Origin of the sequence: Chryseobacterium sp. CFS2 (genome assembly GCF_036543225.1) — a bacterium.
GTDB classification, from domain to species: domain Bacteria; phylum Bacteroidota; class Bacteroidia; order Flavobacteriales; family Weeksellaceae; genus Chryseobacterium; species Chryseobacterium culicis_A.
The window spans coordinates 205349-218177 of record NZ_JAZHQU010000004.1; the positions used below are offsets into that span (position 1 = coordinate 205349).

General features: G+C 37.1%; 11 protein-coding genes. 5 read left to right on the top strand and 6 right to left on the bottom strand.

Annotation, left to right across the window (positions count from 1 at the left end):
* Window positions 1-7: 7 nt before the first annotated feature.
* The 6 genes from ODR02_RS10885 to ODR02_RS10910 form a co-directional block, all read right to left on the bottom strand.
* A complete protein-coding gene (locus ODR02_RS10885; protein WP_309512452.1) occupies window positions 8-319 on the bottom strand; it encodes a hypothetical protein in 312 nt (103 codons plus the stop codon).
* Window positions 320-469: 150 nt separating this feature from the next.
* Window positions 470-2080 carry a Na+/H+ antiporter gene (locus ODR02_RS10890; protein ID WP_309512453.1) on the bottom strand — a complete coding sequence of 537 codons (1611 nt, stop codon included), beginning with the start codon at window positions 2078-2080 and terminating at the stop codon, window positions 470-472.
* A 266-nt stretch (window positions 2081-2346) separates the two neighbouring features.
* Window positions 2347-2967 (bottom strand): alpha/beta hydrolase, encoded by a 621-nt coding sequence (locus tag ODR02_RS10895; protein ID WP_309512454.1) that lies wholly within the window; start codon window positions 2965-2967, stop codon window positions 2347-2349.
* Between the two features lie 5 nt (window positions 2968-2972).
* Window positions 2973-3926, bottom strand: a complete 954-nt coding sequence (locus ODR02_RS10900; protein ID WP_309512455.1) for a VOC family protein — start codon at window positions 3924-3926, stop codon at window positions 2973-2975.
* A 162-nt stretch (window positions 3927-4088) separates the two neighbouring features.
* On the bottom strand, window positions 4089-4385 hold the full coding sequence (locus tag ODR02_RS10905) for a GNAT family N-acetyltransferase (protein WP_209788920.1): 297 nt from the start codon (window positions 4383-4385) through the stop codon (window positions 4089-4091).
* A 216-nt stretch (window positions 4386-4601) separates the two neighbouring features.
* Window positions 4602-5534 carry a ring-cleaving dioxygenase gene (locus ODR02_RS10910; protein WP_309512456.1) on the bottom strand — a complete coding sequence of 311 codons (933 nt, stop codon included), beginning with the start codon at window positions 5532-5534 and terminating at the stop codon, window positions 4602-4604.
* Between the two features lie 659 nt (window positions 5535-6193).
* On the opposite strand from ODR02_RS10910, the gene ODR02_RS10915 reads away from it, so the two are divergent.
* The 5 genes from ODR02_RS10915 to ODR02_RS10935 all read left to right on the top strand — a co-directional run bounded on the left by ODR02_RS10915 (window position 6194) and on the right by ODR02_RS10935 (window position 12437).
* A complete protein-coding gene (locus ODR02_RS10915) occupies window positions 6194-7201 on the top strand; it encodes an EamA family transporter (RefSeq protein ID WP_309512457.1) in 1008 nt (335 codons plus the stop codon).
* A gap of 7 nt (window positions 7202-7208) precedes the next feature.
* Window positions 7209-8237: a methionine ABC transporter ATP-binding protein gene (locus ODR02_RS10920; protein WP_209788912.1), complete on the top strand. Its 1029-nt coding sequence runs from the start codon at window positions 7209-7211 to the stop codon at window positions 8235-8237.
* Entirely contained in the window at window positions 8230-8886 is a 657-nt protein-coding gene (gene metI, locus ODR02_RS10925) for a methionine ABC transporter permease MetI (protein ID WP_209788909.1), read from the top strand. The genes ODR02_RS10920 and metI overlap by 8 nt, the downstream gene beginning before the upstream one ends.
* An 88-nt stretch (window positions 8887-8974) precedes the next feature.
* On the top strand, window positions 8975-9784 hold the full coding sequence (gene metQ / locus ODR02_RS10930; protein ID WP_309512458.1) for a methionine ABC transporter substrate-binding lipoprotein MetQ: 810 nt from the start codon (window positions 8975-8977) through the stop codon (window positions 9782-9784).
* 442 nt (window positions 9785-10226) lie between these two features.
* Window positions 10227-12437: a glycoside hydrolase family 3 C-terminal domain-containing protein gene (locus ODR02_RS10935; protein ID WP_408915524.1), complete on the top strand. Its 2211-nt coding sequence runs from the start codon at window positions 10227-10229 to the stop codon at window positions 12435-12437.
* The last annotated feature ends 392 nt before the right edge of the window (window positions 12438-12829 follow it).

Sequence of the window (12829 nt, forward strand, 5' to 3'; positions counted from 1 at the left end):
GTAACATTTACCCCTGCAAATTAGGAAAAAGACTGTAAACTTCATTCTTTAAAAGTCCACTTCCTCCTCCATAATGATCGATCACTTTAACATCTTTATCTAATCCGGCGCAAAATGCTTTGATATTTTTCTCAAAATCATCCTCCAAACCTGAGCTTAAAAGGACAATATCCACTGTACTTTCCTTTATATATTCATAGCAGAAATTTTCATCACTTTGTATTTCAGCCGTCCAGCCTTCATTATTTTCTATAATTCTTTTTAAAGTATCCAGAATTTCCTGATTCTTTCCAATAACTAAAAAATGTAATGTTTTCATCTTGTTCAAGGTTTAAAGTTTAAAGTTCAAGGTTTAGGGTTTAAGGTTGAGTGTTTATATTGTTTGAATAAAGGGTAAAAGATAGATGAAATTACTGATCCTCTCAAACCCTCCGACCCTCAAACTCACATCTTCCATCCGGAATCCTTCCTACAAGTGCTTATTCCCCGTAATTTTCAGTTCATTAAGATCCAGTTGGGATTCTGCTTTTCTGATTTCATCATCACTGAAGAGTTTTTCGCGTTTCATTTTAAACAGCTCCTTTCTCTGCAGGGCAAATATATCCAGCATTACTTTGTGATATTCTGCCATATCATTTTGTCTGTTCGTACACATTTCAATAGAGCTTAAATGATTCTGATGGAGTTTAATATCATTTTCCAATGCTTTTTTAAGATTTTCAAGCAGGTTATTGCTTTTCACTGCATCATTATACTCATGGTCAAGTTTATGAACGGCAAGCCTATCCAGCCTCATCTGAATTCCTGCCTGCTGTTCGTGGGAAGGAAGAATGGGATCAATCTCTCCAATCTTTGTTAATTTAATTACCAAAGGCAATGTCAGTCCCTGAAATACCAGTGTCACAAAAATGACTACGAATGTGATAAAAATGATCAGGTTTCTCATCGGGAATTCCGCCTGAGTATTCATCATAACCGGAATTGAAAGGGCTGTTGCCAGAGAAACAACTCCTCTCATTCCTGCCCAGCCTATAATTAGAGGGTTTTTCCATCCCGGACTAGGATCACGACGGGCTTTTTCACTGAACCATCTTGGAAGATGAGCCACAGGATAAATCCACAACAAACGTACTACAATGACAATCAAACTGATAATTAAACCATATTTGATTCCTTCCATCAAAGAAATTTCCCCCAATCCATTGATGATATCCGGAAGTTCGAGCCCTATTAATACAAAAACCAAAGCATTCATCACAAAAATAAGGGTGTTCCAGACTCCTGTCATGTTAATTCTTGTGGTTCCTGTTTTAAAAATTTCATGAGCACGGAAAGACATAAACAATCCTCCGCTTACCACCGCCATCACTCCCGAAAAGTGAAAATGTTCTGCTGAGAGAAACAAAATATAAGGAGTCATTACAGTAAGGGCTGCATCAATGGCTGGTGTTGTAGGTAAAAAACGGTGAATGGCATAGAAAATATGAGCTCCTGCAATTCCTATGACCACGCCCATTCCTGCTACCAGAAAAAATTGTCCTGTTGCTTCATGCATTGAAAAAGCACCTGTCATTACTGCTGCCAGAGCAAATCTGAAAACAATAAGTGAAGAGGCATCATTAATCAAACTTTCTCCTTCTAGTATGGCGATTGTACGTTTTGGAACTTTTAACCCCTTTAAAACTGTAGTGGCGGCAACTGCATCAGGCGGCGAAACAATTCCTCCCAATAAAAAACCTAATGCCAGTGTAAAACCCGGGATCAGCATTTGTGAAGTATAAGCAACGACCAGAGAAGTCAGAAATACCAGTCCAAAAGCCAAAAGGCTGATGGGGCGTTTCCATTTCCAGAAATCATTCCATGAGGTATACCAGGCTGCTTCGTATAAAAGAGGAGGTAAAAAAATTAAAAATATAATTTCGGGATCCAGTTTTAAAACAGGAACTCCGGGAATAAGGCTGATTCCCAAACCGGCAAGAACCAGAAAAATGGGATAGGCAATTTTAATCCGCTGCGCCAGCATGACTAGCATCATGACCAGTAATAAAAGGCCTAATATTAAGAGGAGTTGTTCGTGCATGTTTTTTAGAAGTTAGAAATTAGAGGTTAGTTTTTAGATTCTGGTTATTTAGGTTTTGGCTAAAGCCAGTGGATTGATTATTTATTATAAGGCGGGCTAAAGCCCACCGCTATTGAATGCTAATTTATGCATTGGATAGATTCCTACGGAATGACAAATATTACGTTTTATCTATCCGTGTACTTTGTCATTCCGTAGGAATCTCCACTTTAATTAAACACCTAAAGGATCATTAAAAATTATAAATATATTCAAAATTAAAATACTTATTTAAAGAGTATTGAGTTGGACAATTCAATTTCTTCCTCATTAATAGAATGTCCAAAGTTAGCATATACTTTTTCTGTTACCTCCGCATTCATTTCTCGTAAAATATTGGCTGTAGCATATACTCTTTCTACAGGTACATGAAAATCCGGATTGCTGGTTCCCAGAAAAACTGGGGTTCCGGCAAAGTCGCCTTTATAGTTTTCACGATTAATTTTATCTCCTATCACCCCACCGATAATAGCTGCTGCTCCACCGAATTTCTGCGCATTACGGGCTAAAAATTCAAGGGTAAGGCAGGCTCCCTGAGAAAATCCGAAAAAGTATATATTTTCAGGTTGAATTCCCGCTTTCACTGCCGCTTTTACTGTTTCATCAACCATTTCAAGGGCTGATGACAACCATGGTTCATTTTGTTCCACGGGTGCTATAAATGAGAAGGGATACCAGGTGTGATTAAGAGCTTGTGGCGCTAACAGAGCATAATCTTTTACATTTAAATGCTGTGATAAACTCAGAATATCCTGAGCACTTCCTCCACGCCCATGAATCATAATCAAAGCTTTTTCTGCCTGATTCAATGGTACTCCTGCTGTTTTTATATTTAAAATATGACTCATTATTTCTATCTGAATTTTTCTGTTGGATAATTAATTACGGGAAGAACTTCTGCCAGACGTTCTCTTCTTTTTTCAAACTGCTGTGGCAACTGCAGATCTTCTCCTAAAAATGCGGCTTCTTCATCTACATCGAATCCAGGGCCGGAAGTGGCAATTTCAAATAACAAACCGCCAGGTTCTTTAAAATATACGGATGTAAAATATTTTCTGTCCTTCACTTCTGTATGTTCCAATCCGTATGCATTTAATCTTTTCACCATTTCAAGCTGAGACGCTGCATCCGGAGTGGCGAAAGCTACATGATGAACAGTACCTCTTCCTGCCAATCCTTTCAATGCGCTGGGTGTAGAAAGCAGATCTACATATTTCCCCGGCATATTGTCTGTTCCCAATCTCAGTCTGTCAGGAGTTTCCTTAATTATTTTATGATCCATCTGAGTGGTCAGAAGAGCCGCCGTTCTTTGATAGTCATCCTGCCAGATTTCTACGTGATGGATTCCTTTGACAGCATAATCTTTAGGAATATAACCATTGTAATATCCTTTTCTTTCGTCCTTATCATTAAAAACCAACTCCAGACCCAACCCGTCAAAATCTTCAAGATAAATAAAAACTTCATCAGAGAACCTTTGCTGCGGCTGTTTAAAAGGAATATTAAACTGTTCCAGACGGTTCATCCAATAATCCAGAGCATCTATAGAAACTGAAAATGCTGTTGTATTGAGCATTCCTTTACCATGTCTGCCATTGATCAGATCCTTACCATACGGAAAAGTAGTCATGATCGTTCCCGGTGTTCCGTATTCATCACCGAAATAAAAATGGTAAACATCTGAGTAATCGAAATTAACCGTTTTTTTAACTAAACGAAGTCCTAAAACTCCCGTGTAAAAGTCTATATTTTCCTGTGCATTGCCGGTAATTGCCGTAACATGGTGCAGTCCTGTGATAAGTTTCATTGTGTTGAAATTGTTAATTGGTTATGATGATAGGATGCGAGATTTCGGGATGCGGGATTCGGGTTGATAAGTTAGAGAGTAGCTTTATGCATCGTTTGTCTTTCACTTCTATTTTTTAGCTCAAGACGCTCAAACCCTCTTACCCACCGACTCTCAAACTCACTACAGTTCTTCCTTCATCCAGACATCGTTATATTCTTCCGGGTGGCGTTTGAACTGTGCGTGAACATACGGACACAACGGTACAATTTTCAAATCATTTTCTCTTGCATAGGAAACCAATCTTTCCAGTAAAATTTTCGCGAAACCTTTTCCTTCATATTCCTGATTTACTTCGGTATGGTAAACAGTCAGCTTTTTTCCAATGACTGATATATCCATTTTACCTGCTTTATGGTCGTCTGAGAAAAGTTGAATTTCTCCTTTTCTTCCTTCTAAAACTATTTCTGTTCTTTCCATTTTTTATATTTTTATTTTGTATTCAATAGTGAGTAAATTTTAACACAAAGGTTTAATAATAGTAATGCATATTTTAAGTGAGCTAAGAATAGAATCAGCAAACTGATCCGATGAAGCGTACTGTTATGATTACCTATAATAAACTTACTTTCTTTAATTGTGTATGTGTAATTTCTTAATTCAAAATTAGCATCTTTATCAGTAATGACCGATGATCTATGATAAGTTCGGAAGTACGCCTTCTATTTTGTCACGCATTCCTTCGTATTGAACGGGAAGTTTCAGATTTGTGCCCAATTCATTCAAAGGTTCGTCTACGGTGAATCCCGGATTATCGGTTGCTATTTCAAACAATACACCACCAGGCTCACGGAAATATAATGAATAGAAGTAATCCCTGTTGATCTTCGGAGTAATGCTCAAACCAGCTGATAACGCTTTCTCACGATATTCCATCAGAACAGTATCATCTTTCACTCTGAATGCAATGTGGTGATTGGTTCCGGCAGCATTTCTTCCGGCAGGAATGGTATCATTTTCAATAATATCCACAAGATTGGCAGTATCAATTGCATCCGTTGCCAATCTGTATCTTTCTCCCTCTTGTTTCTGCAAATCGTATCCTAAAATATCCGTCAGAACTTTGAGGGTAGGATCTGCTTTTTTTAAGGTTAAAGTAACATTATGGAAACCTTTCAAAGCATTTTCATCTTTGATATCATCTGTTGTCCATACTTTTCTGTTGTCTTCACTAAGCGGTTCGATCAACTGTAACTGAAGCCCGTCCGGATCTTTAAAAGAAATCATTTTTTCTCCGAAGATTTCGCCCTCTTCTGTAGCTACATGTAAGCTTTGTAAATGATTTTTCCAGAATTCAAGAATTCCTTTAGGTACTGAATATCCAATATGAGTAGCCATTCCGCTTCCATTATTTCCTTTTCCTATTCCTTCCCACGGAAAGAAAGTAAGAATGGTTCCCGGTGTTCCTTCTTCATTTCCGAAATAGAAGTGATACGTTCCCGGATCATCAAAATTCACCGTTTTTTTCACAAGTCTTACTCCTAAAACCTTTGTATAAAAATCTAAATTTCTTTTGGCATTGTCTGCTATTGCAGTAATATGATGCAGACCTAATATTCTATTGTCCATGTCTTTAATTTTGATGCTAAATTACACTGAACAGAAATCCTGTGCATTTAACTAGTTTAATAAATCAAAAAGGTCCAATGATTATTTAATTTAAAATTCACAGATTTGTTGGAAATTCAAGCAATACATAAAGTAAGGTTTATAAATAATCTACAAAATAAAAATGCACCAGAATAAATTTCTATCTATTTCATCCATGACAATATAAAAATTATTTAATTCTTATAAATTTCAATTTATATTACATTTTTAATAATTAGAAATAAATGATATTTTCTCTATTTTTTGAAATAAAAGGCATTAAAAACATTTTTCAAATTAAAATAAATGAGTGAATTTAAAATTATAAAATACTAATAAACAGCAATTTAAATCATTAACAATAAATTAATATTTAAAATACCTACTTTTTTAGTAGACTAATAAAAATTAAATTATATATTTGCAAACGTATTCAGGAAATAAAACAAAATGAAGACAAAATCAAACAATAATACAATTAAGAAACATACCATCAAAAATATGATGAAGGATATCTGTATGCCTATACATCAAGAATACTGTGGTTGACCTTACTTTTATATAGATATATTTTCAAAAAGGCTTTACCACGTGGTAGAGCCTTTTTTATTGAACACAACAACATCAAAAAAATAAAAATGAGCAATTCTAAAAACAAATGGTTGATTCCATTGGCTTTTACAAACATCTATGTGATATGGGGAATTACGTTTTTAGCTATTTCATTTGGCCTAAAAGGTTTTCCGCCATTCATTCTTTCAGGATTAAGATTTCTGGTTGCCGGAATTCTGATGATAGGATATCTTCTTTCTAAAGGAGAAAAAGCAAATTCTTTGATCAACTGGAAGAAAAATGCAATTACCGGTATTCTTATTCTTACCGGAGGAACCGGGCTTGTAGCCTGGGGAGAACAATATATAACGGCTTCTGAGGCGGCTATTTCTATTGCCACCGGCCCGTTCTGGTTTATTGCTATCGACAGAAAAAACTGGAAATATTATTTTTCGGATAAATTCATTCCTATAGGATTGGCCATTGGATTTGCAGGATTAATTATGTTTTTAAAAGGTAGTGTAAACTCAAATGCTGCTCATGCTATTGCTAATGAAAATCTCCGTATAACTGCGTTTGTCGTATTGGGATTAAGCTCCATCGCATGGGTATTGGGTTCTTTATATTCAAAGAAAAATCCGGCTTCTCAATCTACATTTATGAATATTGCCCAACAGCTTATCGTAGCAGGATTAGCCTCCTTTCTCATTGCTTTTTTCAGAAAAGAATGGACTGATTTTTCAGTTTCTGCTGTTCCGTTATCGGCATGGTTTGGGGTTCTATTTTTGATCTTCTTTGGATCCATAGTCGCTTATTTGTCGTACATTTGGCTTCTGTCCGTAAAACCCGCTGCCTTGGTAAGCACCCATACCTACATCAATCCTATTGTAACAGTGATTGCAGGTTGGATTATTGCCAACCAAAGCATCAATGGAGGTCAGCTGTACGGTTTATTCGTTATATTGCTGGGAGTACTTCTAACGAATGTCACCAAGTATTTCAGACTTTCAAAACGGTCAAAGGTCAAAATCAGAAGAGTAAGGAGATTTTTTAACAGAACAGGCAGACCATCAGCCTATTTAAAAAGTATATAAAATCAGAATGATAGAAATCAGAAACATATCAAAAACATTTCATCAGAAAAAACAGTCTTTTAAAGCACTGGATAAGGTAAGTCTTACCATAGATAAAGGAGATATCGTAGGAATTATAGGATTTTCGGGTGCAGGAAAAAGTACCCTGATCCGTACGGTAAATCTATTGGAAAGACCGGATGAAGGACAGATTATCATTAATGGAAAAGATTTTACCCAACTGAGTTCTAAACAACTGGCTGAGGAGCGTAAAAAAATCGGAATGATCTTCCAGCATTTCAATCTTCTTTCTTCGAGAACTGTTTTTGATAATGTAGCGCTTCCTCTTGAACTGGACCATACCAGCAAGGACGAAATCAACAGAAAAGTTAATGAATTACTGAAGATTGTAGGACTTGAAGATAAAGCCAACGATTATCCTAAAAGCCTTTCCGGAGGGCAGAAACAAAGAGTTGCCATTGCAAGGGCTTTGGCCAATGATCCTCACCTTCTGCTTTGTGATGAAGCCACCAGCGCACTGGATCCTGCTACCACGCAGTCTATTCTGCAGCTTTTAAGAGATATCAATCAGAGACTGGGAATTACCATCCTTTTAATTACCCACGAAATGGAAGTGATCAAAGCGGTCTGCAACCATGTAGCCGTGATCGACAAAGGAAAATTATTAACAAAAGGTACATTAAGCGAGATTATTTCGGATAAAGAAAACCCGATAATCCGCCAATTTATAAATTCAGACATCATGACCCTGCCACAGGAATTCATTAGCAGACTGCAGAAAGAACCTAAAGAAGGTTTATTTCCGCTGGTCGAAATAGAACTTAACGAAAACATCAGTGTTGAACAAATTCTTTCAACGCTGTACAACCAATATAAAATCCCTTATAAATTGTTAAAAGCAGATGTAGAGTATTTTGGAGATTCCAATTTCGGGAAATTGCTGCTGCAGCTTCAGGGTGAAACTGAAGAAAACCAACAGGCGATCTATTATTTCAACCAAAATAAAATTCAAAATACAGTAAAAGGATATGCTTAGTGATACGGTAATTGCCCTTTTGGCAAAAGGAACCTGGGAAACGGTTTATATGACATTTTTATCCGGATTTTTTGGATTTGTACTGGGTCTTCCGGTAGGAATTCTGTTATTTTTAACAAGAAAAGGCCAGCTGCTGGAAAATGTAGCCTATCATAGAGGGCTTTCTATTTTGGTTAATATTTTCCGTGCAATTCCCTTCATTATTCTAATTGTATGGATGATTCCTTTTACCAGAATTCTGGCAGGAACTTCCATTGGAGTAAATGCTGCTTTGGTTCCATTAAGTGTGGGTGCAGCTCCTTTTATTGCAAGACTTGTAGAAAACAGCCTTATTGAAGTTCCTCATGGTCTTATAGAAACAGCAAGAGCCTTGGGAGCTTCTCCATTACAGATTATCAGAAAAGTACTGCTTCCTGAAGCTCTTCCTTCATTAATCAATAATGCTACCATCACTTTGATTACCCTTGTAGGTTACTCAGCAATGGGTGGTGCCGTAGGTGCAGGTGGACTTGGACAGGTGGGCTACCAGTATGGATATATCGGATATGATATTGTCATTATGAATACGGTATTGATTCTGCTTGTACTTTTGGTTTTCTTCATCCAGTTTATGGGCGACAGATTGTCAAAAAGATTTGATCACAGGTAATTGGGTGAGAGTGTCGGAGGGTTTGAGAGTTGAGATTCGGGTTACTAGATGCGTGATGTGTGATCAGTATATATAAAATTTAATTAGAATGAAAAGAATAAAGATTTTTGGCTTATTGGCTGCTGGAATATTACTGTTCAACGCTTGTTCGGGAAGAAAAGATGATCCGAACTTTATCCGCGTAGGAATTACTTACGGCCCGGAACAGGAAATTGCCGAAGTTGCCAAAAAAGTAGCTAAAGATAAGTATAACCTGGAAGTGGAGCTTATCCCTTTCAACGATTATGTAGTTCCCAATGAAGCATTGACTAACGGAGATATTGATGCCAATGCCTTTCAGCATATTCCTTATTTAACAGAACAGTCAAAACAGAGAGGTTACAACCTTGTACCTGTAGGCAATACATTTGTTTATCCTATTGTAGCGTATTCAAAAAAGATTAATAATATCAGTCAGTTACAGGAAGGCAATACCATTGTAATTCCCAACGATCCTACCAACGGAGGACGCTCTTTACTGCTTCTGCAGAAAAGTGGTCTGCTGAAATTAAAAGAGGGTGTCGGACTTTTACCTAAAGTGACTGACATTACAGAAAATCCTAAAAATCTGAAAATTATGGAGATTGAAGGTGCACAGATTCCAAGAGTGTTGGAGGACAGAGATGTTGTGGTTGGAATAATCAATAATAATTTTGCTGCTCAGGCAGGTTTGAATCAGGAAAAAGAAGGAATTCTTGTGGAAGATAAAGACTCACCGTATTTGAATGTGGTAGTTGCCAGACCAGATAATAAAAACAGCCAGAAAGTAAAAAACTTTGTAAAAGCCTATCAGTCTCCTGAAGTAGAAAAGAAAGCCAAAGAAATTTTTAAAGGAGGAGCTGTGAAAGGATGGGATTGATGAGTTTGAGGGTTGGAGAGTAAGAGGGTTTGAGTGTAGATTCCTTCGGAATGGACAAACTACACGCTATACCTATACGTCCGCCTTGTCATTCCGTAGGAATCTATACACAGTGTTAAGAGCGTTGTAAGATTCGAGGTGTTGAATGAAAGTATACGAGAATAGCTTCATTCGTCTTTTACCATTTTGCAATTTCGCTTTAGTCTTTTCACTTTTATGTCACCCCATCAATTTCTCTTCATTTTTTCGCATTTAACAATATAATATTTAATAAAAAGCTGTCTGCCATTAAGCAGGTAGTTTTTTTATTTGCTAAAATTTTATTTTCTCAATTTGAGATAATAAAAAATTTTCTTTATTTTTGTTTTTAATCAAATAGAAAGGCATTATGTTAAAGAAAACCGTCATTATAAGTTTACTCACCTTTATTTCTGCTTCTTATATGGCTCAGACCAATACTACCATCCCCGTTTATTTAGATGAATCCAAACCTGTAGAACAGCGTATTCAGGATGCATTATCGAGAATGACACTGGAAGAAAAAGTGGCCATGCTGCATGCACAGTCGAAATTCAGTTCACCAGGTGTTCCAAGATTGGGAATTCCTGAATTCTGGACAACAGATGGTCCTCACGGAGTACGTCCTGAGGTAATGTGGGACGAATGGGATCAGGCCGGATGGACGAACGATTCTATTATCGCCTACCCTGCCCTGACTGCTTTATCCGCCACATGGAATAAAAAAATGTCATGGAATTATGGTAAAGCTTTGGGTGAAGAAGCCCGCTACAGAAAAAAAGATATTCTTCTGGGACCTGGAGTTAATATTTACAGAACTCCGCTGAATGGAAGAAATTTTGAATATATGGGTGAAGATCCTTATCTGACTTCAAAGATGGTAGTGCCTTACATTAAAGGAGTACAGTCTAACGGCGTGGCAACTTCTGTGAAACATTTCGCCCTGAACAACCAGGAAATGTTCCGCCATACAAGCAATGTGAATGTAGATGACAGAGCTCTTTATGAAATTTATCTGCCACCTTTCAAAGCAGCCGTAACAGAAGGTGATTCCTGGACAATTATGGGTGCTTATGACATGTACAAAGGTCAGTATGCCAGCCAGAATCAGTATCTGTTAAATGATATTTTAAAGAAAGAATGGAATTATAAAGGGGTTGTAGTCTCTGACTGGGGTGCTGTAAACAATACGGAACAGGCTATTCATAACGGTCTTGATCTTGAATTCGGATCGTGGACCAACGGACTTTCCGCAGGAACGAAAAATGCCTATGATAATTATTATCTGGCAAAGCCTTATCTTGATTTGATTAAAGCAGGAAAAGTAGGTACCCAGGAACTTGATGATAAGGTAACAAGACTTCTCCGTCTTGCCTATAAAACTACAATGAACCGCAACAAGCCTTTCGGAAATATTGCTTCTGAAGAGCATAAAGCGGTTGCCAAAGAAATTGGAGAAGAAGGAATTGTTTTATTAAAAAATCAGGGAAATGTTCTTCCTATTGATATTAATAAGGCTAAAAAGATTGCCGTTATCGGAGAAAATGCCATTAAAATAATGACGGTAGGCGGAGGTTCTTCATCCTTAAAAGTGAAATATGAAACCCTTCCTTTAGACGGAATCAAATCCAGATTTGGAAAACAGGCAGATGTACAATATGCAAGAGGTTATGTAGGTGACATCGGAGGAGAATACAACGGAGTAAAATCCGGACAGGATTTAAAAGATACCCGTTCTGCCGCTGAATTACTGAATGAAGCTGTGGAATTGGCAAAAAAATCGGATTATGTGATTTTCGTTGGCGGACTGAATAAAGCAGATTTTCAGGACAGTGAAGGGAACGACAGAAAAAGCTATGGCTTGCCTTACAATCAGGATCAAGTGATCTCTTCACTTGCAAAAGCAAATAAAAATCTTGCTGTGGTTCTCGTTTCCGGAAATGCCGTAGCTATGCCATGGATTAAAGAAGTTCCCACAGTTTTACAGTCCTGGTATCTGGGTTCTGAAGCAGGAAACTCTATTGCAGCTGTTTTAGCAGGAGATGCCAATCCATCAGGAAAGCTTCCGTTTACATTCCCAATAAAACTTGATGACAATTCAGCCCATCAGCTTGGAGAGTATCCAGGGCAAAAGGATGAGTTTGCAGCAGGAAAAGGTAAAGATCAGAAAAACCCTATCAATATTACTTACAACGAGAGTATTTTTGTAGGTTACCGTTGGCATGATACTAAGAATATAAAGCCTCTGTTCAGTTTCGGGCATGGGTTGAGCTATACCACGTTTGAATTCGGAAAAGCAAAAGCTGACCAGACAACGATATCACAGGATGGTACCATTACTTTTACCGTTACGGTTAAAAATACAGGTAAAAAAGCAGGTGCTGAAGTTGCCCAGCTTTATATCAGTGATTTGAAATCATCCGTTCCACGTCCTGCAAAAGAACTGAAAGGTTTTGAAAAAGTATATTTGAATCCTGGAGAACAGAAAGAAGTTACTTTCACCATTGATAAAACGGCTTTAAGTTATTTTGATGCTCAAAAACATGACTGGTTAGCTGAACCGGGAGACTTTGAAGCATTGATTGGAAATTCTTCCGATGCCATTAAGACGAAAGTGAAATTTACCCTTAAATAAAACCGAGAGTTAAGAGTACTAAACTCTATTTAATAATTATTTGATAGAATGCAAACAGATTCCCGATTGGAATCTGTTTTTTTATTCCTCCCTTTTTTATGCGTGCTAAACCTATCAGAGTTTTTCTAACGCAAAGTTTAAATAAAAAAAGTAACATTTTTTAAGGAAGCTAAGAAAGCAACTTTGTTGCTTAAGAAGGATTATGATTGTACGTTTGCTTAGAAAGAATCAATGTACTTCAAAACTTTGCTGTCTTAAAATAATAAGAAATTCAGATAAGAGCTTTGCGTTAAAATCTAATTATTTTTCTCCCACAGATTACAGTGATTGCACAGATTTTTAAGACAAACATAAAGATCATCTCTCACTACTTCCCTCTTCTAGCTTCTAGC

Excerpts from the sequence above, each read along its gene's own strand:
- ODR02_RS10885 (WP_309512452.1), bottom strand. The coding sequence starts at position 319 with ATGAAAACATTACATTTTTTAGTTATTGGAAAGAATCAGGAAATTCTG.
- ODR02_RS10890 (WP_309512453.1), bottom strand. The coding sequence starts at position 2,080 with ATGCACGAACAACTCCTCTTAATATTAGGCCTTTTATTACTGGTCATG.
- ODR02_RS10895 (WP_309512454.1), bottom strand. The coding sequence starts at position 2,967 with ATGAGTCATATTTTAAATATAAAAACAGCAGGAGTACCATTGAATCAG.
- ODR02_RS10900 (WP_309512455.1), bottom strand. The coding sequence starts at position 3,926 with ATGAAACTTATCACAGGACTGCACCATGTTACGGCAATTACCGGCAAT.
- ODR02_RS10905 (WP_209788920.1), bottom strand. The coding sequence starts at position 4,385 with ATGGAAAGAACAGAAATAGTTTTAGAAGGAAGAAAAGGAGAAATTCAA.
- ODR02_RS10910 (WP_309512456.1), bottom strand. The coding sequence starts at position 5,534 with ATGGACAATAGAATATTAGGTCTGCATCATATTACTGCAATAGCAGAC.
- ODR02_RS10915 (WP_309512457.1), top strand. The coding sequence starts at position 6,194 with ATGAGCAATTCTAAAAACAAATGGTTGATTCCATTGGCTTTTACAAAC.
- ODR02_RS10920 (WP_209788912.1), top strand. The coding sequence starts at position 7,209 with ATGATAGAAATCAGAAACATATCAAAAACATTTCATCAGAAAAAACAG.
- metI (WP_209788909.1), top strand. The coding sequence starts at position 8,230 with ATGCTTAGTGATACGGTAATTGCCCTTTTGGCAAAAGGAACCTGGGAA.
- metQ (WP_309512458.1), top strand. The coding sequence starts at position 8,975 with ATGAAAAGAATAAAGATTTTTGGCTTATTGGCTGCTGGAATATTACTG.
- ODR02_RS10935 (WP_408915524.1), top strand. The coding sequence starts at position 10,227 with ATGGCTCAGACCAATACTACCATCCCCGTTTATTTAGATGAATCCAAA.